Below are 26,673 nucleotides of genomic sequence, written 5' to 3'. Positions count from 1 at the left end.
TCCCAAACCGATTTGGACATGTCCCCTTTTGCATTAGCCTTTGACCGCGCCGGATGTCATACCGGCGATAATGTACTTCTGGCCGAAGGCATAGACAATCATGATGGGCACGATAATCATTACCATGATAACGCAGACCAGGTTCCAGCTTCGCTGGAATTGTCCGAAGAAGCTGTAGACCATGGTGGTCATGGGCATCTTCGAGGAAGTGTTCATGACGTAGAACGGCGTGATAAAGTCATTCCAGGCGTTCATAAAGTTCAGGATAATCACCGTAACCGTAACCGGTTTTAACAGCGGGAATACAACCTTCCAGAACAAGCTGGTGCAGTTGCAGCCGTCTATGATGGCCGCCTCATCGATTTCTTTCGGAACCGTTCCGATAAAGCCGTAGTACAGAAAGATGCTAAACGGTGTCACCAGCGCAGAGTAAAGAAGGATCAGCCCCACCCGGGTGTCCATCAGGTGGAAGCGCTGGAGTACCAGGATCGCCGGAACCATGTTCAGCGGCGCTACCAGGCCCACCAGGAAAAAGTTGTATACAAACTTGTGGAGCTTCGTCCGTCTTCTGGACAATACATAGGAACATAAGGCCGCGCCTACGGTGGCGATGATGACTGTGAATACGGACACGATCGCACTGTTCATGAACGCGCCAAAGATATTAACCTGTTCCATGACGTCGCCGTAGTTGGTAAATACCCATTCCACCGGCAGCGCCAGCCGCATGGAAACCGAGTCGCCCTGGGTCTTAAAGGAGTTCAGTACGATAATGATCAACGGGATAAATACCAGTATGGAAATACACCAGAGGATGACTGCCTTGACTACTCTCATAATCTTATGACGTTTTGACATCTTAATCCTCCTCCTTTGCCATCGCCCGCAGTACGCCGAACGCTACGATGCAGGTAAAGATAAACATGACGAGTCCCATTGCCGTCGAGAATCCGTATCTTCCGGAACTGTACTCTTTGTAGATCACCGTATTGAGCACCTCGGTCTTTCGGGCCGGGCCACCGTTGGTGAGCACGAACACCAGGTCGAACACCTTAAGGCCGGCGATCAGGTTTAATACCAGGTTAATGGTAATGGACGGCAGCAGCTGGGGCAGTATCACGTAGCGCAGCTTCTGCCAGCTGCTGGCCCCGTCGATATCGGCAGCCTCCAGATAATCCTCGGAGATCGCCTGCAGGCCCGCTATGTAGATCACCATGTTCTGGCCCACCAGCCGCCAGATCTCGACGATGATGACCGCCACCAGCGCCGTGTTGATATTGCCGAGCCAGTCATTGGCAAGGCCTCCCAGGCCGATTGCCCTTAAAAATTCATTAACCACACCATAGTCCGGATTGTATATTGATTTGAAAACCAGTCCGATAATCAATGGGGATAACATTACCGGAAAGAAGAAAATGGTTCTCAATAGATTTCTTGTTTTAAACTCCTTATTCAGTGCTAATGCCATTCCAAGGCCGATTACATTTTTAAAAATGGTTGTCGCAATTGCAAATATCAGTGTGTTGACAATAACGAGAAGGTAACGCTTATTTGTGAAAATGTCTATGAAATGTTGGAGGCCTACAAAATGAATTTGATCGTTTACCGCGTTCCAGTCCGTGGTGGACAGGGCCAGACCCATGAAGCTTGGGATCATAAAGAAAACGACGTACAGCACGAGCGGGAGGAGAATAAAATAAGAAGGATAAATCTTTTTCTGGTTCATGAATTACTCTCCTTTCATTAATTTGCCTTGTATTTTAAGGCATATAGGTATACCCGTAGGGTGTTTCAATAGTTTGCCTTGCATTTTAAGGCATACAGGTATACCCGTAGGGTGTTTCAATAGTTTGCCTTGTATTTTAAGGCATACAGGTAAAGATATTTCTATTTTTAAGGGGTGCCTCGTACGAGACACCCCGTTTTATCAACAGGCGATCCGAACCGCCAATTAGAATCCCTCTACGCCTGCGTCTTTTGCAAGTGCTCTTCTGGAACTATCAAACTCTTCCAGAACCTGTTTCGCAGTTAAGGAACCGGTGAACATTTCCTGACAAAGCTCACTGATCTTGCCGCCATCGTAGAAGAGTACGCTGGCTTCTGCACCGGCAGCCTTCTTATCGCCGCAGATGTTCATAAGATCTGTGAATGCCTTAGTCGGAGCTGCGGTAATATCTTTCACAGCAGACTGCATATACAGAGGTTTTTCTTCATACAGTTTCTTAACATTTTCCGGACGGGCCAGGAAATCAAAGAACTGTTTTGCTTCATCAATATGTTCGCTGTTTGCATTGATACATTTGGTCGTTCCGCCCGCTGTCAGGGTTACATACTGATTGTCAACCAGAGGGCTGGGGAACATGCTGTAGATATCGGGATCCAGGTCTTCCTTAAACTGGGTCTGGATTTCGTTGGGGTAAGAACCATGGATAATGATCATTCCGTATTTTCCATCGGTCATAGCTTCGTAGGAGTTATCGTAAATGTTGGACATATGGTTTTCACCAAAGTATCCTGCTTTTTCCATTTCCTGAAGCTGCTCTAAAGCGGTTACGAATTCGGGAACATCGGCAAATCCGATCTGGTTGGAATTCAGCTTATTATAAAGTTCAGGGTCATTGGCCAGAGCCAGTGCGCTGGCGCCTTCCATCCAGTAATGGGTGTGCCACAGGTCTTTTACAAATTCATAAACCGGAGTGATGCCGGCTGCAGACAGTTTGTCACAGGCTTCTTTGAATTCCGCATAGTTGGTAGGAACTTTGATTCCCAGTTCTTCAAACATTGCCGGCTGATACAGTACGCCGTTGGTGTCATCCACACCTGCGATGTTCTGGGCATACAGCTTGCCGTTGTAGGAAGAGGTCTGGATCGCCCAGTCTTCCTGGTTCGCTACCCATGCTTCGTTGGACAGATCTACCATGTTCTTTTCCGGGTTGAAGTCGTTTAATTTGGTTCCTGAGTAGGACATGAAGATGTCCGGGCCTTCACCGGTGTTTAATTTGGATTTGATAATGGTCTGGTACTGGTCATCGGGGCTTAACTGGAAGTTGATGATGATTCCGGTTTCTTCTTCGAAAGCCTTGGCCAGATCACGGTCCACATCCTGAATCCAGTTCTGGGATGCCGCGAAGTTTAAGGTTACGCCTGCGGAAGCTTTGCTTCCTGCGTCGTCCGTTTTCGCGTCGTCTGTTGCCGCATCTGCTGCGGGAGCCTCTGATTCCGCCGGGGCTGCAGTGTCCTTGTTTTCTTCTGTTTTGCTGCCGCAGCCGGCCAGCATTCCGATTACCATGGTTGTGCAGACTGCACAGGATAATAATCTCTTAACTAATTGTTTTTTCATATGAATCCTCCTTCATTGATTTACACAATTACTTGCCCTTTCCCTCTTGCTTGGCTTTCCTTGTTTTGTTGTACTCATTATAGCTTCGGGTGGAGGATTTTAAAATGCACGATTCTGAACAGTTATGTGGACGATTTTGAACTCTTTTATGAAATTCAGGTGGAAAATGTGAACGCTCCTTTATAGTAATTCTTCCGAAACGCCTTTCCTTCCCTCTATTTTTATGCTATATTAACTCATAGATAATACGTGAATACCATAAATCCCTTTCCCCCAAAAGCAAAAGCTTCCTACATTTTAATATGAAAGGAGCTTCTATGAAACCCAGACACTTCACGTCCATCAAGACTAAAATATTTGTATCCTATGGCTTCATCATACTGATACTGATTATTTTGGCCAGTAATCTATACTATTTCACCGCGTACCACGCTTTTCTGGAAAATTACACGACCAGCTCCAAGCAGCTCTCCAAGATTGTATCCCAGCAGATCGATAATCACATCCAGATCGTCAACGATCTGCAGAAAAAGATCCTGGAATCCAATGATATCCGGGATTACATATTTGAAGGCGCCAATCAGGGGGACCCGGCCGAAGACCGCGCATTTCAGCGGATGATCTACATGATTACCGGTTATGATATGGCTTTCTACCATATGAATATCCTGGATCTGGAAGATAACATCCTCATTCCCTTCGGCGCCCGTTATGACTCATTTTCCTACGAGCTGACGCCTGAAATTAAGCGTACGGTCGTTGATCCCGCCACCGCCCTTCGCGGAAGCCGGATGATCATCGCGCCGGGTAAGGGCAGTCTGTACAAGGTAGATCCCGACGTTGCTACCTTGTCTTTTGTGCGCTCTTTTCCCAGATACAGCGATTCCCTCTCTGATCCCAAAGGCATCATTGAATTCCAGATCGACCTCCGCTCCATCGATCAGATTATCCATGACGTTCTTCTTTCTTATGATAATAAGGCAGAATCCGTATACATTTACGACGAAAATCAGGATCTGGTCTATCCGGAACAGTTGTCCGGGACGTTAAAGGATTTTTATATCGGCCTGGATACTTCCGTTGAGACAAATTATAAAAATCCGGAGACCGGGGAATCGGAACTGATTACTTCCTACCACTCTCCCAATACCGGTTTCACCGTTCTCATCGTAACCCCCGAGACATCGCTGTTAAGTGACAAGATGTTCTTCCGCAATATCGGCCTGCTCATCGCGTTCGTTTCCCTGCTGCTGCTGATCACCATCACTTACCGGCTCGCCGACGGCATCTCACTGCCGATTATAAAATTAAAGGACAGTATATCAAAATTACAGCTGGACACGATTTCCCAGGAGTCCCAGTATCAGCCCAAAAGTAACCTGAACGAGCTGGAGCTCTTAAGCAACGCCTACAATCACATGCAGCTGCGTCTGAAGGAATCCCTGGATGACATCGTCCAGGCGCGCACGCTCTCGATCCATTCTCAGATCATGGCGCTGCAGGCTCAGATGGATTCCCACTTTTTATACAACACCCTGACGATTATCTCCATCATCGCAGAGGAAAATGACGACATGCAGGCTTCCGAAATGTGCCTGAAGCTCACCCGCATGCTCCGGTATATCACGGAAGATTACTCCATGACCACCACCTTCTGCGGCGAACTGGAACATGCCCGCAATTATACGGATCTGATGTCCATACGTTTCGGAGACAAGATCCACTTTGAATACCATTCGGACCCGGCCCTTGACAAACTGCCGATCCCCAGGCTCATCATACAGCCGTTGATCGAAAACTGTGTAAAATACTCCCGAAGCGATGATCATACGCTGCACGTCACCATAGATTCCTTTATAGAAGATGATTTCTGGTTTACCAGGATATCCGATAACGGACCAGGCTTTACCGAGGAATCCGAGCATTCGATCTATCAAAAAATACAAAAGCTGGACAACGAATCGGAATATCCCCAAATCACCATCAATGGAATGGGCGTGGCCAATATCTATCTCCGCCTGAAGCTTTTCTACGACAATTACTTTATATTCCGGATCGAGCATCCCGAGCAGGGGGCATCCATACTGATAGGGGGAAAAATGAATTATGAGGAAAACTGAAATCACTGTGATAATAGCGGAAGACGAGCCGATTATATTAAATAACATAGCAAAAAAGGTAGAAAACACCGACCCGCGGATCCAGGTTATCGGAAAGGCCCAGAACGGCCGCGAGACCCTGGCTCTCCTAAACGGTCAGGTTCCCGACCTTCTGATCACGGATATTGAGATGCCGGGCATGAACGGCCTGGAGCTGATCCGGGAAGTGCGCAGGCTCTACCCCCAGGTACATATACTGATCCTAAGCGGATACAGTAATTTTGAATACGCCAGAACCGCAATCAAATACGGCGTGGATGATTACCTGTTAAAGCCCATATCCCAGAGCGATCTAAGCGCCATCCTGACCAAGATGACAGAGACCATCCTGTCGGAGAGACGGCAGCTGGAACGGAATATCCTCTCCAAGACCCTCCACGGAGACTCTCCTGAGATCCTTAGTCCCAGCAGCTTCCCGGATGAAAACTTCCTGATGGTTCTGGTACATCTGGGCAATCTGCCCTCCCGCTACGCCGCTCTTATCCACCCGGCTAACCTGCGGGACCTGTGGGAACAAATCGACTTCAACACATTCTTTTCCGCCCACGCAGAAGTGGATCACACCTGGATCATCGATGAGGCGAATCTATACCAAAAATTCATCATTCTCCACATCACGGACCGGGAAATCCGTCCGGCCCTGATGGCCATGCAGCTAAACAACTTTGTACTGGAATCCGGTATCACGCTTCCTTACCACATCCTGTTCCACACCGTCACCATAGGCTATCCCCAGATCTGGGAAACCGCGCGGGATATGCGCACCGCGCTGCCCCAATATGTCTCCATGTACGCACAGAACTACTCGCTGTATCCGGAAGGCCCCAAATGCCCGCTTCCAGACCATCAGCAGAAAAGGGACCATATCAATTTCCTATACCAGCTGCAAAATGACACCTCCTATCTGCAGTATGTAACAACCACCCTGGACTCATACGCCGAAGCCGGATACCCCCAAAGCATCACCGACGACTTTATCCGCGAGGCATACCACGCCCTTCCCGTAGTGTTCAAAGTGGATGACAAATCCGCCCTGGCCGCCATGTCGGACACGTTATCCCATCTGAACACCTGTGAAACCCGGGAGCAGATGAACCAGCAGCTCCGCATTTCCATAGAAAATATGCTTCAGACCCAGTCCACCGCCTCCGGAAGCGAGCACCTCTATCACCAGCTCAAGCACTACATCGAGGTAAATTACAACCAGAAAATATCCCTGGACGACCTATCCGACCGCTACGGCTACACTCCTTCCTACATCAACCGCCTTTTCAAAAAAGAATGCGGCCTGTCCCCGCTCCAATACCAGACCAGCCTGCGCATCGCAAAAGCCAAAGAGCTTCTAAGCACCCAGGCAGATATCGATATCAAAACCATCGCCTCCACCATCGGCTACGACGATTCCCGCTATTTTAGCCGCGTCTTCAAAAATGAGGTAGGAACCACTCCCAGCGAGTGGGTGAGAGACCGGAATTGATGCTGTGCTGGGGCCGGCGTGAAAACGGGCGGGGGTGCGGGACGGGGGCCAACGCTTCTGCGGTGAAAAACTTCGGGATGGACTAAGAGCGATGGGCGGGGGCGGAAAAGAACCCCTTATTACATTTTTCTACGCAAACTCGCTGCGCTCGGACATGCTCCGAAAAACGGGGGTTCATTTCCACCCCCGCTCATCGCTCTAAGTCCATCCCTCAATGTTTTTCACCGCAGAAGCGTTGGCCCCCGTCCCGTACCCCCGCCCGTTTTCACGCCTACTCTGGTGCCAGCGGTATATGGATGCTCCGTTAGCTCTGACTCTCTCTCAATTAAAATTCCTTACAGATAAATTCTCGCCCCAGTCATTCCAAAAGCAGGAGTGTACTGGGGCGAGAACTGAGCCTGGGGAATGGGATACAAAAGGAACGGCTTGAAAATACGTGAGGCTTGAACTTGGGACGGTTTAGCGCGGTGATGGGAGACCCCCGCAGGGGCCGGCCCCTTTCTTCCGGGGTGGGCTTGCCTGCTGGTTCGGGCGGAGGTCAAGGGCGGTATCCGGGGACGCTCCCGGCGGCCGGGTTCTTTTGTGCCTCCCTGGGAGCGCATAGGGCGGCTGAGCTGCTGCTTAGTGAAATCAAAAAGCCGGGTTCAGGATGCACGGCGGACTTCACGTCCGACGGGCAAGAGCCTCTGAACCGGGAACACCTCACGTGTTCCTGGTGAATAGGCTCGGTTCCTGAACCCGGCTTTTCGATTCCACTTAGCAGCAGCCAGCGCAAGCCCTCCGCGCTCCCGGGGGGGCACAAAAGAACCCGGCCGCCGGGAGCGTCCCCGGATACCGCCCTTGACCTCCCCCCGAACCAGCGTGCAAGCCCACCCCGGAAGAAAGGGTCCGGCCCCTGCGGGGGTCTCCCATCACCGCGCTAAACCGTCCCAACCTCCGCCCTCAAGCAGTCTCAACCCGGTTCATATCCGTTCGGGTTCCCAGACTGCCAGCGCCAGGCGTCTTCACACATTTCGTCCAGCTGGCAGAGGGCTTTCCAGCCCAGCTCTTTGTAGGCCTTTGAGGCATCCGCGTAGCAGGTGGCGATGTCTCCGGGACGGCGGGGTTTTATTTCGTAGGGGATCGGGGTTTGGCATACTTTTTCGAAGGCGTGTACCATTTGAAGGACGCTGTATCCGTTTCCGGTGCCCAGGTTGTAGATGCTGACCCCTTCTTTTTTCTTCAGGTGTTCTACGGCTTTGACGTGGCCTAAGGCCAGGTCCGTTACGTGGATGTAGTCGCGGACACCGGAACCGTCGGGGGTGTTGTAGTCATTGCCGAAGACTCCCAGGGATTTTAGTTTGCCGGAGGCTACCTGGGTGATATAGGGTACCAGGTTGTTGGGAATGCCCTTGGGATCTTCTCCGATCAGGCCGCTTTTGTGGGCGCCGATGGGATTGAAGTAACGCAGAAGGACGACGTTCCATTCGGGATCGGCGGTGTGCAGATCCTGCAGGATTTCTTCCAGCATCAGTTTGGTTCTGCCGTAAGGATTTGTTACGTGCAGAGGGAAGTCCTCGGTGATGGGGACGGTGGCCGGATCTCCGTAGACGGTGGCGGAAGAACTGAACACGATGTCTTTTACTCCGTATTTTCGCATGACGTCGCAGAGGATCAGGGTGCCGGTGATATTGTTCCAGTAGTATTCCAGGGGTTTGGCGACAGACTCGCCCACCGCCTTAAGGCCTGCGAAATGAATGACGGAATCGATGGATTCCTGCTCGAACACGGTCTCCAGACCATCCCGGTCCAAGAGGTCAACCTCGTAGAATTTTACGGTTTTGTTGGTGATCTTTTGCACCCGTTCCAGGGATATGACACTGGAATTGCACAGGTTATCGACAACGACGACTTCGTAGCCTTCGTTTAACAGTTCCACACAGGTATGGCTGCCGATATAGCCGGCTCCGCCGGTTACTAATATTGACATAGGGTTTGCTCCTTTTCTTTGCTAGGCTTTAGGGTTTCAGCTGTATTTGCGCACGATTCCGGCCATCCGGTCCATTTTTTCTTCCATGTCGGCCACCAGCTTAAACTGGGTTCTGGCGCGGTCCAGATTGTGCTGTTCACGGTGGATCTTGAAGTATACGTCTCCCTGGAGATAGTCGGTCAGGAAACGCATGCCGCATTCGTAGGTCATCATTTTGGCTCCCATCGGCAGCATTTCCAGCTCCTTGGGGGTCAGGCTGCCCTTACAGCCTTCGATGAATCCTTTGGTGTATAATTCAAACAGGTTCAGATCGCAGGAGATCTTTAAGAGGTCTGTCTCATCCTCCGCCCCCGTGCTGGCCCCGAAACGGATGGAGTCCCCGAAATCATTGACGGCCAGGCCGGGCATAACCGTGTCCAGGTCGATGACGCAGATTCCTTTTCCGGTCTCCTTGTCGATCATGATGTTATTTAGCTTTGTATCGTTATGAGTAACCCGCAAGGGAAGGGCCCCGCTCTTTAAGAGGTCTCCCAGAATGTGGGTGTCCGCCTCCCGGTCCAGGACAAATTGTATTTCCTGTCGGACGCTTTTTGCGCGGTTGTATACATCGTCCTCCAATGCCTTTTTAAAGATCTCGAATCGGGATGCTGTGTCATGGAAGCCCGCGATGGTTTCGTGCAGAGTCTGGGCCGGATATTTGGACAGTAAACTCTGGAAATTTCCGAAGGCAACGGCGCTCTGATAGAAATCATCGGGTTTTTCCACCAGATCGTAGCTGACGCTATTCTCAATGAACTGATAGACTCTCCAGTAGCAGCCGATCGAATCTTTGTAGTACATTTTTCCGTCTCTGGCAGGTACCAGGTTCAGGGTTTCCCGGTCCGGGTCCCCGCCGTTCTCTATGATAATTCTGCGCAGATAGGTGGTCACTCCCACGATGTTTTCCATCAGTTCTTCAGGGCGGGTGAAAATCTCATGATTCATCCGCTGAAGAATATAACGCTTTTCTTTTTCATCCGAAATCCGGCACACCAGCAGAAATGTATCGTTGATATGTCCGCTTCCGTAGATATCGGAACGAATGACTTCTCCCTCAAGCTGAAACTGTTGGATCGCTTCCATTTTTTTGGAACAGGCTGTTGTTCTGTCCATCTTCTATTCCTCCCAAAGTTTCTGCGGATATAATCCCGCGTCTTTCATTTCTTTAATCGCTTTTACTACGGTTTCCTTATCTTCCCGGTAGGTAACGCCGTACCAGCGGTCCGGGGATTGAAGGACCTGCACCGTGGCTTTGCCTTCACGGATCAGGCGGTCCACTACGAAGGGCAGGAAGTATTCGCATTTCAAAGGATTTTCCCGCAGGCCTTTTTCTAAAAATTCCGCCATTCCGTTCTCTATCTCTGTAAGGAAGCTTTTCCCGAATCCCCAAAGGTTCATGGATACGGTACTGTGCTCCGGGATCGCGGTCCAGGTAACGCCGTCATCTTCGGTGTAAGCCGCCTGTTCTCCTCTTTTCTCTATCCGGGTCCGCTCCTGGATATCGGTCAGAAATCCCTGGCTGTCCGTCTTACAGATGCCACGGGCCACATGCCCGTTTTCCGTCAGTGTGTTTTCCAATACATATCCCACCATCGCGTAGCGGTATTTTCCGTCGTCCTCATGGGTGGACAGATAATCGTAGATCTGCGAAAATGCATGGGCTCCATAGTAATCATCCGCGTTGATGACAGCGAATGGTCCGTCGATCAGATCCCGGCAGCTTAACACCGCGTGTGCCGTTCCCCACGGTTTCGTTCTTCCCTCCGGCACCTTAAATCCCTCCGGGATATCGCCGACTTCCTGGAACGCGTATGCTACTTCCATGTATTGCTCCAGCCGGTTGCCGATCACTTCCCGGAACGCCTCTTCGATCTCCTTTTTTATGATAAATATTACTTTCTCAAATCCGGCCTTTTGTGCGTCATACAAGGAAAAGTCCATGATGATATGTCCCTGGTCGTCCATTGGTTCCATCTGCTTAAGTCCGCCGAAACGGCTCCCCATACCTGCCGCCATCACTACTAATACTGGTTTATTCATATTGATTCCCTCCAATCTTATGGGTTTAGTGTAATACAAAAAGAGCAGGCATGCTTTAGCATATTTTATGGAAATTTTGCACAATCTTCATTATATCCTTGAAACCAATAGCATTGCAGCGTATTATAAAGGTAATTCTTGTCATTTTATTTTGCACAATTTGCATGACTATGTGTCAATAGGGAGTTTGGGAGGTATTATGGCATACGAAAGTATACGATTGAAAAAAGAATTTGTCATTGATCAGATTGTAACCATTCATTACTTTGAATATATGAGCGATTTTTCCTATCCCGGGGAGTCCCATGATTTCTGGGAGCTGCTCTGTGTGGACAAGGGCGTCGTCAATGTGCAGGCGGACGCCCGCACCCACACCCTCAAGGCCGGGGATCTGATCTTTCATAAGCCCCGGGAGTTCCACAATGTAAAAGCCAACGGCGTGATCGCCCCGAATCTGGTGGTGATCTCTTTTATCTGCAAATCGCCCGCCATGGTTTTCTTTGAAAATAAAATTCTGAAGGTAGACAGCGTGGAACGGGAAATTCTGGCCCGTATCATCGCGGAGGCCAAAGCAGTCTACTTAAGCCGTCTGGATGATCCCTTCAGCGAGAAGTTGATCCGGCGGACGGATGGACCGTTTGGCGCGGAACAGTTAATCCAGATGTATTTGCAGCAGCTGCTGATCCTGCTGGTCCGCCGTTGCCAGACTTCTTCGGACAGCCCGTCCCATCCCAAATCCCTTGCGAAAAACAGTGAGGATGAATTGTTCTACCACCTGTTGGAATATATGAATACCCATTTAACGGATCATCTGACCATCGATCAGATCTGCCGCGATAATCTGGTCAGCCGCTCGGTCCTTCAAAAGCTGTTCCAGGAGCGGGCCGGCTGCGGGATTATCGATTATTTCTCCAAGCTCAAGATCAGCGCCGCAAAGCAGCTGATCCGCAACAGGAGCCACAATTTCTCTCAGATCGCGGATGAACTTGGCTATTCTTCCATCCACTATTTTTCCCGGCAGTTCAAGAAGATAACCGGGATGACCCCTTCTGAGTATTCAGGATCTATTAAGGCTTTGACTGAGAGATGAGTACTTGGTTCTTCCTCTTTTAAACGTACTTCTTTCCTTCCATCTACTGCAGGATGTTTTCTTCCACCTTCTGCCCGGCTTCCAGAAGCGGAAGGACCCGGTCCGCGCTGATCAGGTAGACATTGGAGTTATCGGCCGGTTTTGCATAGTAGCCGCCGTCTTCATCCTGGCTGCCGATCATCAGAACGAACTGCTGGGGAGTAGTGACCGTCTCGGTATCGCCCCCGTCGCCTTCTTCGTTGGTCTCGATGGTATAGTCTACCGTCAGCGTAAGCGCAGGCTCTGAAAGACCGTAGACAGAGAGGTCTTTGCTGTTGTATTCTTTCAGGCCGGTGTAGGAAGCCTCGGTAACATTCTGCAGCAACTCTTCTGCGTATTCGGTACGGATACCGGCTTCGGAGCCGTCTGCTCTGATCAGTTTCCAGTTATAGGCATCCGTATCTCCGGCTTTTTGGATACTTACTGATTCATCGGCGCCTGCCAACGTCAGATTGGAAATGGTGTCCATAGAGATCGCAGGATAACTGTCTGCTTCCACAAGGGACATCAGATCAGATTCGAATCCGCTTACCGCTGTGGATGCCACTGTATATACCCCTGCCTCTCCCTGCACCGCTGCGTAATATTCACCGGTGATGCTGTTGGTGTCTCCGATCAGAACCGTAATTTTCGTTCCGTCCGTGTCCTGCAGGGTGATCTGGTTGGACGGCTGGTCCAGCCCGTATTCCTCATAGTTCTGGTCGTCTTCCGCTACCGTGGAAGTCCCTTCCAGGGAAGTCATGCCCGATACCATACTGTCCAGCGTGTTCTTATTAATCGGAATGCTTTCATCCCCGTCGTAATACCAGTTTTCGGTGTCGTCTTCGCTTTTCTTATGGAAGGATAAGGTCTGCCCGTCATGAAGATAGGAAATATGATCGACATGATCTGAATCCATACTCACAATCTGTACGGTATCAGCCTGGGAAGCCGCCTGTTCTTTTTCTTCTTCCCTCTTGGCAAAGTTTACCACGGCCAGGTAGATTCCGATAAACACAGCCAAAACAATTACCGCAAGGATCAGATTTCTGGTTCTGTGTTTCTTCTTTCCTGTCATCGGTTCTTCCTCCCCAGCCAGATTACCAGACCGGTTATTAATACCGCCAGTGGAATCACTACGATACAACCCAGGAATCCTAACAGGGACCCCATAGCCGTCATAGACAGTGAAGTGTTGTCTATGCTCTTGCTGGGAATCGAAACCGTTACCTCTTCCCCGTTGGTCAGCCAGGAGACAGCTTTACTCACCAATTCCATGTTTCCGCCGACCACCTGGGCGTCTGTACCCTGGTCAAACATCAGCTCGGACGTCAGGCATACGATTCTCGTCTCTTTTGGCGATGACTGGCTGCCTGTATCTGTACTGTTCATATCTTCCGCATCGCTAGTATCTTCCGCATCGGTACTATCTCCTGCCTCCGCGACTGTCTCGGTGACCGCAGCGCCTACCATAAAGGGACCGTCAATATCTCCATCTTCTTTTTCCATAGTAGTGACATTGGCCGGATCCGGTTTCGAGTAGGAGGAATCGCTGGTCTTTAACAGGGCGCTGACCTGAACCGTATCACGATGATCCTGGCTTTCCTGCAGCCCCTGTGCCATAGGCATCAGCACGTATTTCTCCAGCCCGCCGGTGATCTCATGAGATTCCTTATCCGGTACGATATAAGCCTGACCGGAACCGGTATAATGGTTCGGATCTCCCTCCACGACCACTCCTTCCACCCGTTCCAGGCCATAGTCCGCCAGCAGAGCGTCCAGATTCGGCTGCGGGGTACCGCCGGTATAACCGGCAACGATAAAGGCATGGCCTCCCGCCGTCAGGTAATTTTGTATCTTGGCTGTCTCCTCCGAAGAGAGATCGGCCATAGGAGAAAAGACAAACAGAAAATCCGCGTCCTCCGGCACCTGTTCAGCCGTTATGAGGTTCAGATCCTCGATCTCAAGATTCTGTTTTTGCATCAGGCTCTTCAGGTTATCGGTCATGGGGATCTCATCATGGCCGGTCAGGGCATATGCCTTCCCCAGATTTTCACTGGTGACATAGGAAATCGCGCTGGTAATCTGACCCTCCCCGTCGAAGCCGGTTATGGTGCTGCTGTAGGTCGTGTAATCCATCTGATATTCGTAGATCTGATCCGGGCTCAATGCTTTTTTCCGGTCGCCGCATTCCACGATTACACTGTTATTATATAGCTCCATATCCTGATAACTGTTTAGGAAAGCCGGATTTTTAACGGGGTCCCGGATTTCGAATTTTATATGACTGCTGGCCCCGGCATAGTTCTCCAGCAGCTTTTTCGTGGTCTCGTCTTCCTGACCGCTCTGCGCCACCAGATAGATCTGAACGTCTTTTGTCAGAGCGTCTAACATCTCTGTGGTCTGGCTGCCGATCTGGGTCAGATTCTGGCCGGTCAGATCGAACTCCCGGAACTTGGAGGGCAGCGCGTTCACCGCCATATTGATCACAACGATAATGGCCAGAACGATCAGCGCCAGCCCCATACTGTAGGACCCGTGCCTCAGCCTTTTATTTTTTACTCCCTTGCGGAAGCTCTCTTTGATATTAAATTTCTTCATTCTCGTCCTCCCTCCTAGCTCCAGCGTCTTTTTTCAATGGACTGATATGTCAGGAAGCAGAACAATCCGATCACGGACAGATAGTAAAGCACCGCGCCCAGATCCAGTGTTCCATTGACAAAGGTATTAAACCGGGACATGATATCCAGCGAATTCAGCACCTTATTGATTGCTCCTGCCAGCCAGGCGGACTTCAGCAGATAAACAGCGATCAACGCCCCTTCGGCTGCCAGGCCGACCACCACCGGCACCACTACATTTTTCGTCATTCCATAGATGAGAAATACCAGGGCAATAATCAGAACCGTAAAAGCAATCAGGGATGTTTTCGCAGTGTCAGATACCATACCGCTGATTCCGCCCATCAGGAAACTCAGAAAAAGCACGCCAAAGCTTACCACAGCCGCGATGATCTGGCTCTCCGTAATGGAGGAAATGAACATTCCAACCGCAATAGCCGCCGCGTAGAGAAGCAGGAATCCAAAGATTACCGAGTAAGAGCTCAGAAACGGTACTTTTCCAAACAAGGCCAGGGCCAGCGGATAAAAGCAGATAATCACCACCGGTAACAGGATAACCGAAACCATGGCCAGAAATTTACCCATCACGACCTTCCCAATGGACACCGGCGCGGTCAGCAAAAGCTGGTCCGTCTTGCTGCGCTGTTCTTCCGCCAGAGAGCGCATCGTAAGGATCGGAACCACTATCAAAAGCGTAATGCTGGCTCCCGACAGCGCATATCCGATAAACGGAGACAACGAAAGCAGATTATATGCATAAAAGTAAATTCCTACCGCCACCAGCGTCAATGCCGCGACAACATAACCAATCATAGAGGTATAATAGGATTTCAGTTCTTTTTTATAAATGGCTAACATCTTATTTTTCTACCTCCTGTTTCTGCTCGGTTTCAGAGTCAGCGGACTCTTCCCGGATGCCGGCTTCTTGCTCGACTTCCTCCGCGATCGTCAGCTCCTCTTTTTTCTTCCGCCGCCTGAAGAGGGAACGCTTTGCTTTTTCCGCTTCCGCCTTTGGCTGTTCCGCCGTCAATTCGAGGAATACATCCTCTAACGACATATTCGACTGCTTCATTTCCAGAATCGGGCATCTCTCACCGGCGAATTCATAGGACAGATCTTCCCGCAGGTCGACCATCTCGTTGGTTTTGATGGTCACAGCGACGCAGTCCGGTGTCGTGGAGGAGTGGATTTCGAATTCCCGGATCTGCTCCATCCCCTTTAGGATCTGCTCTACTTTCTCTTTCGCTCCCTTGACCGTCAGTTCCAGCACATTGGAACCCAGAACCAGCTTGCTTAGATTGTCCGGCGTATCGCTGGCCACCAGTTCTCCGCGGGAAATGATCATGACAAAATCACAGACCGCGCTGACCTCGGAGAGAATATGGGAACTCAAAATGACCGTATGGTGTTTTCCCAGATCTTTGATCAGGTCGCGGATCTCGATAATCTGCTTGGGGTCCAGCCCTACGGTCGGTTCATCCAGAATAATCACCGGCGGATAGCCGATCAGCGCCTGCGCCAGCCCAACACGCTGACGATAGCCCTTGGAAAGATTTCGGATCAGCCGGTCCTTTACATCCAGTATTTTGGTCCGTCCCATGATTTCCCGGATCATCTCCGGACGTTTTTCCTTTTCCACCCCTTTTAACTCCGCGCAGAAATTCAGGTATTCCAGGGGCGTCATATCCATATACAGCGGCGGCTGCTCCGGCAGATAACCGATACATTTTTTCGCCTCTTCCGGTTCCTCGAACATATCGTGACCGTTAATCAGTACCTGGCCTTCGCTGGGAGCCAGATACCCGGTGATTATATTCATCGTTGTGGATTTCCCCGCGCCGTTTGGCCCCAGGAAGCCGTAGATCTGGCCCTCTTCCACCTCGAAGCTCAAATCATTTACCGCGGTGTGGCCGCCGTACCTCTTCACTAGGTTTTTCACTTCTATCAAGCTGTTCCCTCCTTAGACTTACGTGTCATAAATCTGCTTTATTATAAACTACCTTTGTGTTTATTGTGTGAAAATAGTAAGAAAATTCTGGTAAGTTTGGATGCTCAATCTGACCGTTAGATCTTCGTGTAATTGTAGCGGTATTTGTCCTCACCTTGTTGTTTTATTATGAAATGAAAAGCTGCCGCACCGGCCCTTAAAGCCGAAGTGCGGCAGCTATCTACCCGTATACCCAGACAAGCTTACCCGGTCCTCACCAGTAATTCCGGACGGCCTCTTTTGCTTCATCCGAAGTCAATGGGAATTCCCTTTTGATTTCCAGTATCGTTTCATCCTGTGTTTTGTCCGATTTCCTGCACAGTGAAACAAATGCCCGTATTCCTTTCTGCATTCCCTCACGGATTCCCTCCTGCATTCCTTCTTTTCTGGCCTGGTTAAGCTCTGAAAAGCGGATATCCGCTTCGTACTTCTCTGTCAGCATCGACATCAGCTCCTTCTTATTCTTCGCCATATCGCGAAGTTCATCCTGGATTTCCTGATACATATTTCTATTGGGCCCATCCCCCTTTATTGTAAACCGGTCCCCGTTCACATCCGCCAAAAATGCCAGGAAACAGCCCAACTCCTCCAGTTCCGGCGGGCATCTGTGCTCCAGGATCTGGTTTAAACATTTATCCAGCTCAATATATACCACCTTGGACAGATCAGACAGCTGCACCCCCGTATCCGTTTCGTTTTTCCGATAGTGAATAAATTTCGGATTGCTCTGAAACCGACTCGGACTCTCCTTCATAAACACTACCGCGTAGGTCGTCGGTATATCCGGAAAACTCATCTCTGATTTTTTATTTCCCTTTTCCACAGAATATTGCAGCATAATAAGGTCTGATACATATACGTCCATTCTTTCGGTAATAAATTCTTGGGCCTTTCTCTGCATCTCCATATCGAAGATACCTTCATCCGACATAAGGGCCAATTGATCTAAAATAGTATTTTTTGAATAAATAGACACTTTCGGCGGCGCCGTATTAAGAGACCCCAGTGCAACCAGCTCCTGATGAAAAATCAATTGAAAGATTTTCGTCACCCGGTCCGGGTGGAGATCCGGGTGAAAGGCCTTTTTAAACGGCAGATCATAGTATAGCTCCGGCAGCCTCTTCCCAGCCTCGATCTGGTCAAATTCCTCCCGGATCCTTTGCGGCATGACAGCCTTTAGAGCCTCGTAGTTCTCTGAAATTGTCCGTGTTTTCTTCATTCATTTTCCTCCTTTAAGTATAGTAAAATTACTGGAAATTGGCAATAGCGAACGCTATGCGCTTGAGAGATAAAAACTGATAAGATTTGCATTCCATTAGGAAGACTTTCCTATGGAATGAAAGAAAACAGCAGTGCTAAAACTGCTGAAGATTTATTAATGATATCATAAAAATGATGATGCGTCTATCATAAGAATATCTATTTTTTTAACCTCTTGTTCAAAACGTATACGGTAAATAAAATAAAAGCCCTGCCTTCTATATCTGCAGGGCCTATCCCCAGCAAAAAACTTGCCGGGTCTCAACACATCGTAATACTTTTGAAAAATCCGTCCATATTCAGCCGGACCTGCCAGATCAGCCCCCCAGCGCTCCGGTCACTGATTCAAAAACGTAAGATATTTAAAGCGTATTCTGACCTCCGGTTCCCCTGTGACAGCCTCGTACTCCTGCTCAGTCAGGACATTTTTCAGCATCTGTTTTTCTTCCTCAGGAATGACTGCGTGGACAGCGTCAACAAAGCACAGATTCGGGTAAAGGACGCACCACCAGTTTTTCCCCTGGGCTTTTCCGATTTCCACACGCAGCGCTTCATAATATCCTTCGGGGAACGTGCAGTCCCCGTATGTCTTGATGGGAAAATAGGCCTGCTCCAGTCTGGCGGCTGCCGGATATTGGTATCCTTCTTGCCGGATAACGGTTTCAGCCAGGGTTTCGATATCATCCAGATGGGCTTTAATCCTGTCTCGTGTCTCATCGATGCCGTCCGCACCGGCCAGAATCGTCTGCATATAGCGGACGATTTCGCTTTTCACTTTTAATTTGAGCGCCTGATCCTGCTCGGTATCACTGTTGGCTATGACGTGAAATCGAATGATCTGGCCCGCGATTCCCTGCTGGATCTGCTGCGCGCCTTCGGTTTTTCCGGCTGTCAGAAACGCGCCGGTAAATCCAAGGAAAAGAGATAGGATCACTACGAATATATTATTTTTCAGTTTCATTATGTAAACCTCCTGATGGAAATGTAATGGTTTCTTGCTCTATCAGGAGAATTGACGTATCAAATGGATTCTATACAAATATTTTTTAATTTTTCTTTCTGCATGCCACCGCCACGGGCATCCTTATTCGAACTTCAGCGAAACTGTCGGCAGCAGGCGGATCGCCTTTTCATATTCCTGCTGACGGTCCCGATAATCCAGCGCGATCTTACGGCTTCTGCTGCCCACGATCCGGTAGCTGTCCAGCAGATCCACCTGGTATTCCTGCTGCCACAGGCCGTAGATCTCACGAATCCTGGTTTCCATCTGTTTCACAGCGGATTGCTCGATCTGCCCTACCGTATCATGACTGTTGGTGTCGCCAACCACAACCCTTGCTGTTCCGTTTAGCTTCAGTTTATAAACCACCTGTGTGTCTTCCCGGTCAAATACGGATTCTATGCGGTTGTTCCGCACTTCGATTATATTCCCTTCCTGGGTCTGGAAGCTGAAGGGGGCCTTTACTCCCCGTGCGAAAAAGATCACGTCGCTTTCCCCCACGCTTAGTTCTCCGATATAGGCAAGCCGGGAACAAATGCCGTAGGCGGTCACCGCGATCTGTTTGCCATCCACATCCACTACCGGGATCATAAGTACGCGGTCCTGATTATGCCAGTGATTTAACAGATCCTGCAAGGTGACGGCCTTTTCCTCCGTCAGGTAGTCACCGTTTTCGTACATATTGTTCAGGAAACCGCCGGCATCTTCATGCGCGGCTACGATTTTTGTGGCTGTTTCATCGCCCAGGAATATTTTCGTACTCCGGGCAAATGCCTCCTGTTTTTCAAAATACTCCAACAGCTCCAGCAGCTGTTTGGTATCTGAAAACAGTTCCCGGTTCAGTACGATAGCTTTCAAATGGGAATAGTCCAGATGTTTATCCGAGCGAAGATCATAGATTTTCTCCGCCTCGTACAGACTGGCCGCGGTTATTCCGGTTTCCGGCAGGTCTCCTGCGGTTTTGTCCGAGGAATCGCCGGAATCACTGCCCTTATCGGAGGCCTTGGGAAAACCATAGGTCACATATAGCCCTTCCTGGGTATGATCCACTCCCAGGGCCAGCACGAAGGCTTTGTCTTCCAGCTCGTCTTTTCTGCCGCACCCCGCCAGCATCAGTATCATTCCCACGCAGAGGATAACGCCGATCCGTTTCATTCCTTTGCCTCCTTTCGTCTGCCCTGCATCCAATCCAGGAAAAGCAGCAGTACCGGAATGGCGATGGCCGCGGGCATCCCGATGTACTTCATATAGCTCATATAGGTCTGATAGATAGACTGATAATTGTCGGCCCAGCTGGCCAGCAGCAAAATGACTGCCGCAAACGGGATCAGATAAATGTGCATTTTTTCATTTCCGATCAGCTGCCGGGAGACCAGGCTGCTATAAAATATACAGGAATTGACAAATGTGAATATACTGACCAGCCAGATAACAATCAATATGCTGTCAAAACGGCCCAGTACATTCAGAGGCGTCCGGACAATGGTCATCAGGGAGATAATAGGCCAGTTCTTGGCATAAGTGCCGCCCACGCCGAAGGCGCTGACCACCAGCAGGATAAAGACCAGATTAAACAGTCCCACGATCACTGCTCCGTGCATGGTGGTACGGTAAATCCTGGCGTCCCGTTTCATAAACGGGATGACGAACAGCATCATGCCCAGGATACTGAAAAAAATCAATACGCCGTATCCGCCCGCTGCCACCTTCGGCACCGTACTGACGAAGATCGGAGCCAGATTATCAAAATCCAGATCTTTGGCCGTAAACAACAGCATGATAATGACCGGCCCCAGCACCAGCCAATATAGAATCTCGGTCATCCTGGCCCTGCCCTCCATGCCGCCGGCCGCCGCATATACCGCCAGCACCAGCAGCACGATCATGATAATCTGTACGGAAGTATCCGGCAGAAGCACCTGCCGTACCACTTCCCCTAACAGCCTGGACGCGAAAGCTCCGGAAAACAACAGCTGCACCAGATAAAATGCCCCGATGATATCCATACCGATCAGCCCGCAGCGTTTCCTGGCATACTGCATATATTCCCCGTCGATCCTGCGCCCCAGCCGGCAGAGCAGCAAAACATAGAGGGTGACGAATACGAGGCCCACGGCCATGGCCAACACGCCGTCACGGCCGGCCGCTCCAACCGTGATTCCCGGAATTACCAGGCCGGTAATCCCGATCAGCTCCATGACCATCATTCTCTTTAATTGCCGGAGCGAGATCCGGCGGTTATTTGAAAACATCTGTTTTTTCACTCCTTATCCCCGTGCTTTCCCCGGAACCGGATCCTGGCATCCCGCCGCGCAAAAATGGGCCGTCTCGTCATGCGGAACACCGGCGCACGCACGATGGAATCCCGCTCATCATGATAGGAATTCATATCCGATGCGACAAACGGCATCAGGTAAGGGATGCCGAAGCTTTTCAGCTGGGACAGATGAATCAGTATGGCCAGCATACCCGCCATCCATCCGTAGATTCCAAGCCATGCGCTCATGAAGATCAGGAAGAATTTCAACAATCGGAACGCAGTCGAGAATTCTTCGTTTGGTATAGAAAATGAGCACAGGGCGGTGAGCGCGACCACAATCACCACGATCGGGCTGACCAGATTGGCGCTGACCGCCGCTTGGCCGATAATCAGGCCGCCCACGATACCGATGGTATTGCCGATCGCCCCCGGCAGACGCACTCCCGCTTCCCGGAGCAGCTCAAATGCCAGTTCCATCAGCAGGATTTCTACCACCCCGGGAAAGGGCACGCCGCTTCTGGCTTCCGCAAAGGACAGGATCAGCTCCGTCGGCAGGATCTGTGTGTGGAAACCGGTAACCGCCAGATAAAGGCCCGGAAGACTCATAGCCAGAATTGCCGCCACATACCGGAGTACGCGGATGAACGAGACGATCTCAAACCGGTTGTAATAATCATCGCTGGCCTGAAAAAAACTGTTATAACTGGTGGGCAGGATCAGCGCGACCGGGGAATTATCGGAGATCAGCACCACCCTTCCCTCCAATACGGCCATGGCCGCCCGGTCCGGGCGCTCCGTCGTCTGAAACTGGGGGAACGGGGATCTCCAGTTTTCTTCGGTCAGCTGCTCGATCACGCCGCTGTCCAGCACGCCGTCTATTTCAAATTCCGACAGACGGGCCGTTATATTTTCCAGAAGGCTTGGATAAACCAGATCATCCATATAGACAAGCGCCACCATCGTGTTGGATCTTTGCCCGATGGGCTGTTCCTTTACCTTTAACCTGGGGTCCCTGATCCGCTTCCGGATCAGGGCCGTATTCACCTTTTCCGCTTCCGCGAAGCCTTCTTTGGATCCGCGCAGCACTTTTTCCGACTCGGCCTTCGGCACGCCCATATTGGGATATCCCTTGCTGCTGATCTTGATGGCTTTGTCATAGCCGTCGATAAACATGATCGCATTGCCCGCCATCAGCGCCGCCACCGCCGTCTCCATGGTTGGCAGTTCTTTTACATCGGAGATTCCAAGGCCGTTGCAGCGGATATATTCATAGATTTCATCTCTGGTCATGTCCCACATCCGGTTTATCAGCTTGCCGATCACCGAATCCTGCAGCATCATATTGCTGACCGCCACTTCCACATAGGCCACGAAGCAGTCCACCTTCTGATCCCGGCCAAGCCGCATAGGTCTGCGTATTACATCGTCACAGTCCTGAAACAGACGGTTAAACACCTCCAGATTTTTTTGCAAGTCTTTCGATAAATTTTGCTCCGGTTTCTTTTGGCTTTGTTGATCCTGTCCCATCAGATTTTCCCCCTTTTCTTTATTCCCTAAGAGCACTTTCCTATGAAAAAGAAAAAAGGATAAGACAAGTCTTATCCTCATTTACTGGTATCTTATGTAATTTCTGAAATATTATTCCTAACCCTTAAGCGACTTCTCAATTGCCTTTTTCTGGTTATCGATATGGACTATAATGGCGTCGCGTACTTTTTCCTGATTGCCGGCTTTTAATGCGGAGATAATCTTTTCATGTTCCTTCACAAGTTTAGCATGGCGTTTGTAATCCTTCAGATATTCCATACGGTACCGGTACATCTGTTCCCTGATATTATTCAGAATCTGATTCAAACGGGCGTTGCCGGTAGCCTGATAGATAATGTCATGGAAATGCATATCCGCGTCCGCGATCATGGTCAGATCCCCGGAATCGATAATCTTTTCGAACTCAGCAGAGGCCTCTTTTAATTTTACCAGCTCTTCCTTCGTAATCCGCTCGCATGCTTTGCTGCCGGCCAGCTCTTCCAGAGCCCGCCGTACTTCCAGCACATCCTGCAGATCGGATTCGGTAATGCTGGCCACCTCCGCGCCTTTTCGGGGAATCATCACCACCAGGCCTTCTAACTCCAGCTTACGGATCGCTTCCCGCACCGGTGTACGGCTGACTCCCAGCCGGTCTGCCAGCTGTATCTCCATCAGCCGTTCCCCGGGCTTTAGCTCCCCTTTCAGGATCGCCTGACGCAGTGTATTAAATACCACATCCCGCAGCGGCAGATATTCGTTCATCGTTACTTTCAAAAAATCGTCCATCGTCTACCTCCTCGTATTAAATACGCCTGTCAGATATACCTGCTTTGCCAACGGCCCGTTCTTTAACTTTTGATAAGCGGCTCTGGCCTTCCCCGGGTCATCGAACAGCCCGAACACAGTGGGGCCGCTTCCGCTCATCATGGCGTTCAGCGCCTCGTATTCCATCATCACTTTCTTGATCTGCGCGATCACCGGATATTCCGGTATCGTGACCGATTCCAGCACATTTCCCAGATTCCCGGCTATCATATGCAGATCCTGCCTCCGAATTCCTTCCAGTATCCGGTCAATGTCCGGATGGTTTCCGATCGGCCGGGAATCCAGCTGCTGATAGACAAACTTTGTCGATACGCTGACCCCAGGCTTCGCGATCAGCACCTGGCACTCCGGCATAGGAGGCAGGGCGGTCAGCTCTTCCCCGATCCCTTCCGCCAGGGCCGTGCCCCTCATCACACAATAAGGCACATCCGCACCGATCTTAACCCCCCGTTCCATCAGCTGCTCCTTTGACAGGCCGAGCCGGAACATCTGGTTCATCCCGAACAGCACGCTGGCCGCGTCGGTGCTTCCTCCGGCCATACCTGCCGATACCGGTATATGCTTCTCCAGCCGTATCTCCACACCGGTTCCGATCTCAAACTCATCCAGCAGCATCCGCGCCGCCTTGTACACCAGATTATTTTCGTTGGTCGGCAGATAGTACAAATTTGTCTTCACCGTGATCCCCGGTTTATCTTTCTTCACCAGCGCGATCCGGTCAAACAGACGCACGGTCTGCATGATCATACGCACCTCATGATATCCGTCCTGACGGATGCCCAGCACGTCCAGCCCCAGATTAATTTTCCCCATTGCCTTTAATTCGATCCGCTTCATGTTTCCCTCCATAAGCGCGTTTTCCCGCACATATCGGTATACCATTTCTGGGTGAACTTCTTTTGTTCAGCCTTTTCCGCTTGTATTATGTATACAAGATATTATAAACAAGTTCCAACAAAAAAGCAACCTCCAGGGATGGAAATTGCTGGGAAGATCATATGACTGGCGAAAGTAATATAAACCATAGCCTCCGGAACGGGACTGCCCTTGTCACGCTTGGCTTGCTACATCCCAATACAGGGTAGCGTCCATCCGCAGCTCCCGCTTAATTTTCTGCTTAATGCAGGACAGGGCCTGAGTGCCGCGTTTGTTCTCCTCTGTCTTGGAATAATCCAGTTTGATATAAACCAATCTGTTTTCCGGTCCATAGTCATGCAGGGATATTTCCTCCACAGACCCGGCCGGTATAAACTGCGTAACAATCTGCATAATTTCTTCCTCAGTGTCCGGATCGGCCCCTTCGCCCAAAAGAAGGACCATATTATCCCCGAAAGAACTGGCTCCCGATTTCAGAATCGCGGCCGAAACGATAATACCCAGAATCCCGTCAACCGGTAAGTTTGTATAAGGGGCCGCCAGGATACCAGCCAGCGTAACTGCCGTCACAATAGCATCGGACAGGTTATCGATCCGTATGGCTTTCAGGACAGAAGAAGCGATCATGCGGTTCAGCCGTTTCATATACCAGGCCATGCATATCTTGCTCAGGATACCGATAACCAATGCCGCGGCAGCCAAAGCAGTAACCGTAATTTGCTGCGGGTGTTGCAGCCGTTTTACCGCGTCTATAAAGACAGAAATTCCGGTAAACATAATCAGCAGCGACACAATCAATCCACATATATACTCCATCCGTCCATGCCCATAGGGATGCCTCTTATCTTTTTTCCTCCCGGAAAATGAAAAGCCTAAAAATGCCACAAAAGACGAGGCGCAATCCATAAGATTATTCAGAGCATCTGCGGTAATCGCCACACTGTTGCTCAGCACGCCGGCAGCCGCCTTTATCACGACCAATGCCAGATTTACGCATATTCCTATAATCCCGGTCTTTTTTCCAACAAGATCACGGCTCTTCTCACACGACTCCTCTATCATTTTTATTACGCCTCCTCTCCTAAGATAAAAAATCTGACTGCGCGGTTAATCCTGATCCCCGTGCCGGTCCAAAGGACGCCCGGATCTGTTACGTCCGCAGCCACGCGTACCACGTTCACGCGGTCTGCCATGAGAATGTGCATTTCCAGACGGCTGACCCCCTCTTCCGCGCATAGCCATCAGATGGTCGAAGGCTTCATCGCCCATTCTGGATCTGGTTTTCTCCATCCACTGTTCCATATCCTCTTTCTTATCCACTCCAAGGTCCGCTTCCAGTTTCTCAATCACACGCTCCAGATAACCTCCAAAAGCCAACTGTTCTTCCGGGCTTAGGCAGTCAAACGGATAAGAAAAATCCGGTTTCTCCTGCCGGGCGTCCCTTCCCTTGTCCGTTAGTTTTACCACCATAACGCGCTTGTCATTATCCGATGGTTCGCGGGTGATATAGCCGGCCTTCTCCAGCTTGCCCAACAGTTCACTTAAGGACTGTTGCCGTATGTCCAGCAGATAAGAAAGATCTTTGGTGCTTATCTCCGGCTGCATCTTCAGGATAGCCAGTACACGCCCCTGTCCCCTGGTCGGGTCCGCAAAGGGCCCCCGTCCTCTCCGGTTCTGCAGCTGGTGACGCTGTACCAGCCATTGCAGCCGCATTAGTTTTTCAAATAAATCTTTTTCATTTATAATATCCGACATCCATATTCCTCCTTTTTTAACAGGTACCTGTTTATTCATATTATACAGGCACCTGTTAAATTTGTCAACATTTTTATAAGGTACCTGTTCTATTAATCATTTTTACATCTTTCCGCCTCTGTAAAAATCCGCCGGACCCGTTTCAACATAAATCCATATCTTCCAGACCGGCGAATCGTTCACCGCAACCCCAGAAACCAGTCATAAGTTACCGTATCATTCAAATAAGAGGCTGTCGCACTCACTTTGCGTTCTTCCCGGAGGCTTCGTATGTCTGCTGCTTACGGCTTGGAACCGCGGGCGGTATCCGGGAACGCTCCGGGCGGCCGGGTTCTTTTGTATCTCCCTGGGAGCGCATAGGGCGGCTGTGAATACGCTTAGTGAAATCGGAAAGCCGGGTTCAGGATGCACGGCGGACTTCACGTCCGAC

22 protein-coding genes are annotated in these 26,673 nt (G+C 50.2%); 3 read left to right on the top strand and 19 right to left on the bottom strand.

Annotated elements, in window-relative coordinates:
- Positions 1-33 precede the first annotated feature (33 nt).
- From KTH89_RS14670 to KTH89_RS14660, 3 genes are all read right to left on the bottom strand, one after another.
- Entirely contained in the window at positions 34-858 is an 825-nt protein-coding gene (locus tag KTH89_RS14670) for a carbohydrate ABC transporter permease (RefSeq protein ID WP_158346258.1), read from the bottom strand.
- Between the two features lies 1 nt (position 859).
- Complete coding sequence (locus tag KTH89_RS14665; protein WP_158346256.1) at positions 860-1,726, bottom strand: carbohydrate ABC transporter permease; 867 nt, start codon at positions 1,724-1,726, stop codon at positions 860-862.
- Positions 1,727-1,951: 225 nt separating this feature from the next.
- Entirely contained in the window at positions 1,952-3,340 is a 1,389-nt protein-coding gene (locus KTH89_RS14660; protein WP_238722207.1) for an ABC transporter substrate-binding protein, read from the bottom strand.
- Positions 3,341-3,657: 317 nt separating this feature from the next.
- Here KTH89_RS14660 and KTH89_RS14655 point away from each other — a divergent pair, with 317 nt between their 5' ends.
- A complete protein-coding gene (locus KTH89_RS14655; RefSeq protein WP_238722206.1) occupies positions 3,658-5,460 on the top strand; it encodes a sensor histidine kinase in 1,803 nt (600 codons plus the stop codon).
- Entirely contained in the window at positions 5,447-6,976 is a 1,530-nt protein-coding gene (locus tag KTH89_RS14650; protein ID WP_238722205.1) for a response regulator transcription factor, read from the top strand. The genes KTH89_RS14655 and KTH89_RS14650 overlap by 14 nt, the downstream gene beginning before the upstream one ends.
- Positions 6,977-7,928: 952 nt before the next feature.
- Here the strand turns inward: KTH89_RS14650 and galE are convergent.
- The 3 genes from galE to KTH89_RS14635 are packed head-to-tail and all read right to left on the bottom strand — an operon-like array spanning position 7,929 to position 11,024.
- Complete coding sequence (gene galE, locus KTH89_RS14645; protein ID WP_238722204.1) at positions 7,929-8,945, bottom strand: UDP-glucose 4-epimerase GalE; 1,017 nt, start codon at positions 8,943-8,945, stop codon at positions 7,929-7,931.
- Between the two features lie 36 nt (positions 8,946-8,981).
- Complete coding sequence (locus tag KTH89_RS14640; protein ID WP_238722203.1) at positions 8,982-10,097, bottom strand: phosphotransferase enzyme family protein; 1,116 nt, start codon at positions 10,095-10,097, stop codon at positions 8,982-8,984.
- Positions 10,098-10,100: 3 nt separating this feature from the next.
- Entirely contained in the window at positions 10,101-11,024 is a 924-nt protein-coding gene (locus KTH89_RS14635; protein ID WP_238722202.1) for a nucleotidyltransferase family protein, read from the bottom strand.
- Positions 11,025-11,223: 199 nt separating this feature from the next.
- Between KTH89_RS14635 and KTH89_RS14630 the strand changes: the two genes are divergently transcribed.
- Entirely contained in the window at positions 11,224-12,114 is an 891-nt protein-coding gene (locus KTH89_RS14630) for a helix-turn-helix domain-containing protein (RefSeq protein WP_158348860.1), read from the top strand.
- A 43-nt stretch (positions 12,115-12,157) separates the two neighbouring features.
- Here KTH89_RS14630 and KTH89_RS14625 read toward each other — a convergent pair whose 3' ends face one another.
- The 13 genes from KTH89_RS14625 to KTH89_RS14565 all read right to left on the bottom strand — a co-directional run bounded on the left by KTH89_RS14625 (position 12,158) and on the right by KTH89_RS14565 (position 26,243).
- Positions 12,158-13,210, bottom strand: a complete 1,053-nt coding sequence (locus tag KTH89_RS14625; protein ID WP_238722201.1) for a DUF4340 domain-containing protein — start codon at positions 13,208-13,210, stop codon at positions 12,158-12,160.
- Positions 13,207-14,733 carry a GldG family protein gene (locus KTH89_RS14620; RefSeq protein WP_238722200.1) on the bottom strand — a complete coding sequence of 509 codons (1,527 nt, stop codon included), beginning with the start codon at positions 14,731-14,733 and terminating at the stop codon, positions 13,207-13,209. Before KTH89_RS14620 ends, KTH89_RS14625 begins: the two co-directional genes overlap by 4 nt.
- 14 nt (positions 14,734-14,747) lie before the next feature.
- Complete coding sequence (locus KTH89_RS14615) at positions 14,748-15,611, bottom strand: ABC transporter permease (protein ID WP_158348704.1); 864 nt, start codon at positions 15,609-15,611, stop codon at positions 14,748-14,750.
- Between the two features lies 1 nt (position 15,612).
- Positions 15,613-16,701 (bottom strand): ABC transporter ATP-binding protein, encoded by a 1,089-nt coding sequence (locus tag KTH89_RS14610; protein ID WP_158348703.1) that lies wholly within the window; start codon positions 16,699-16,701, stop codon positions 15,613-15,615.
- 253 nt (positions 16,702-16,954) lie between these two features.
- Entirely contained in the window at positions 16,955-17,959 is a 1,005-nt protein-coding gene (locus KTH89_RS14605; RefSeq protein ID WP_238722199.1) for a PD-(D/E)XK nuclease family transposase, read from the bottom strand.
- A gap of 378 nt (positions 17,960-18,337) precedes the next feature.
- Entirely contained in the window at positions 18,338-18,961 is a 624-nt protein-coding gene (gene spoIIR / locus KTH89_RS14600) for a stage II sporulation protein R (protein ID WP_238722198.1), read from the bottom strand.
- Between the two features lie 123 nt (positions 18,962-19,084).
- Complete coding sequence (locus KTH89_RS14595) at positions 19,085-20,155, bottom strand: Ger(x)C family spore germination protein (protein ID WP_238722197.1); 1,071 nt, start codon at positions 20,153-20,155, stop codon at positions 19,085-19,087.
- A complete protein-coding gene (locus KTH89_RS14590; RefSeq protein WP_158348699.1) occupies positions 20,152-21,252 on the bottom strand; it encodes a GerAB/ArcD/ProY family transporter in 1,101 nt (366 codons plus the stop codon). Before KTH89_RS14590 ends, KTH89_RS14595 begins: the two co-directional genes overlap by 4 nt.
- A gap of 8 nt (positions 21,253-21,260) precedes the next feature.
- The gene (locus KTH89_RS14585; protein ID WP_158348698.1) at positions 21,261-22,787 is read right to left on the bottom strand and encodes a spore germination protein; all 1,527 of its coding nucleotides are present in this window, start codon (positions 22,785-22,787) and stop codon (positions 21,261-21,263) included.
- Between the two features lie 117 nt (positions 22,788-22,904).
- A complete protein-coding gene (locus tag KTH89_RS14580; RefSeq protein ID WP_158348697.1) occupies positions 22,905-23,573 on the bottom strand; it encodes a GntR family transcriptional regulator in 669 nt (222 codons plus the stop codon).
- A gap of 3 nt (positions 23,574-23,576) precedes the next feature.
- Complete coding sequence (gene ispE / locus KTH89_RS14575) at positions 23,577-24,449, bottom strand: 4-(cytidine 5'-diphospho)-2-C-methyl-D-erythritol kinase (protein WP_238722196.1); 873 nt, start codon at positions 24,447-24,449, stop codon at positions 23,577-23,579.
- Between the two features lie 213 nt (positions 24,450-24,662).
- Positions 24,663-25,550, bottom strand: a complete 888-nt coding sequence (locus KTH89_RS14570) for a cation diffusion facilitator family transporter (RefSeq protein WP_238722195.1) — start codon at positions 25,548-25,550, stop codon at positions 24,663-24,665.
- Positions 25,551-25,595: 45 nt separating this feature from the next.
- Positions 25,596-26,243 carry a MarR family winged helix-turn-helix transcriptional regulator gene (locus tag KTH89_RS14565; protein ID WP_238722194.1) on the bottom strand — a complete coding sequence of 216 codons (648 nt, stop codon included), beginning with the start codon at positions 26,241-26,243 and terminating at the stop codon, positions 25,596-25,598.
- Positions 26,244-26,673: the final 430 nt, after the last annotated feature.

The sequence above is a fragment of the Diplocloster agilis genome (assembly GCF_019042275.1).
Lineage (GTDB): Bacteria > Bacillota > Clostridia > Lachnospirales > Lachnospiraceae > Diplocloster > Diplocloster agilis.
The sequence above is the reverse complement of the archived record's forward strand: the minus strand, read 5'-3'. Positions and strand labels throughout refer to the sequence as shown.

Bases quoted from the DNA above. Each gene is read 5' to 3' on its own strand.
- KTH89_RS14670 (WP_158346258.1), bottom strand. From the start codon at position 858: ATGTCAAAACGTCATAAGATTATGAGAGTAGTCAAGGCAGTCATCCTC.
- KTH89_RS14665 (WP_158346256.1), bottom strand. From the start codon at position 1,726: ATGAACCAGAAAAAGATTTATCCTTCTTATTTTATTCTCCTCCCGCTC.
- KTH89_RS14660 (WP_238722207.1), bottom strand. From the start codon at position 3,340: ATGAAAAAACAATTAGTTAAGAGATTATTATCCTGTGCAGTCTGCACA.
- KTH89_RS14655 (WP_238722206.1), top strand. From the start codon at position 3,658: ATGAAACCCAGACACTTCACGTCCATCAAGACTAAAATATTTGTATCC.
- KTH89_RS14650 (WP_238722205.1), top strand. From the start codon at position 5,447: ATGAGGAAAACTGAAATCACTGTGATAATAGCGGAAGACGAGCCGATT.
- galE (WP_238722204.1), bottom strand. From the start codon at position 8,945: ATGTCAATATTAGTAACCGGCGGAGCCGGCTATATCGGCAGCCATACC.
- KTH89_RS14640 (WP_238722203.1), bottom strand. From the start codon at position 10,097: ATGGACAGAACAACAGCCTGTTCCAAAAAAATGGAAGCGATCCAACAG.
- KTH89_RS14635 (WP_238722202.1), bottom strand. From the start codon at position 11,024: ATGAATAAACCAGTATTAGTAGTGATGGCGGCAGGTATGGGGAGCCGT.
- KTH89_RS14630 (WP_158348860.1), top strand. From the start codon at position 11,224: ATGGCATACGAAAGTATACGATTGAAAAAAGAATTTGTCATTGATCAG.
- KTH89_RS14625 (WP_238722201.1), bottom strand. From the start codon at position 13,210: ATGACAGGAAAGAAGAAACACAGAACCAGAAATCTGATCCTTGCGGTA.
- KTH89_RS14620 (WP_238722200.1), bottom strand. From the start codon at position 14,733: ATGAAGAAATTTAATATCAAAGAGAGCTTCCGCAAGGGAGTAAAAAAT.
- KTH89_RS14615 (WP_158348704.1), bottom strand. From the start codon at position 15,611: ATGTTAGCCATTTATAAAAAAGAACTGAAATCCTATTATACCTCTATG.
- KTH89_RS14605 (WP_238722199.1), bottom strand. From the start codon at position 17,959: ATGAAGAAAACACGGACAATTTCAGAGAACTACGAGGCTCTAAAGGCT.
- spoIIR (WP_238722198.1), bottom strand. From the start codon at position 18,961: ATGAAACTGAAAAATAATATATTCGTAGTGATCCTATCTCTTTTCCTT.
- KTH89_RS14595 (WP_238722197.1), bottom strand. From the start codon at position 20,155: ATGAAACGGATCGGCGTTATCCTCTGCGTGGGAATGATACTGATGCTG.
- KTH89_RS14590 (WP_158348699.1), bottom strand. From the start codon at position 21,252: ATGTTTTCAAATAACCGCCGGATCTCGCTCCGGCAATTAAAGAGAATG.
- KTH89_RS14585 (WP_158348698.1), bottom strand. From the start codon at position 22,787: ATGGGACAGGATCAACAAAGCCAAAAGAAACCGGAGCAAAATTTATCG.
- KTH89_RS14580 (WP_158348697.1), bottom strand. From the start codon at position 23,573: ATGGACGATTTTTTGAAAGTAACGATGAACGAATATCTGCCGCTGCGG.
- ispE (WP_238722196.1), bottom strand. From the start codon at position 24,449: ATGAAGCGGATCGAATTAAAGGCAATGGGGAAAATTAATCTGGGGCTG.
- KTH89_RS14570 (WP_238722195.1), bottom strand. From the start codon at position 25,550: ATGATAGAGGAGTCGTGTGAGAAGAGCCGTGATCTTGTTGGAAAAAAG.
- KTH89_RS14565 (WP_238722194.1), bottom strand. From the start codon at position 26,243: ATGTCGGATATTATAAATGAAAAAGATTTATTTGAAAAACTAATGCGG.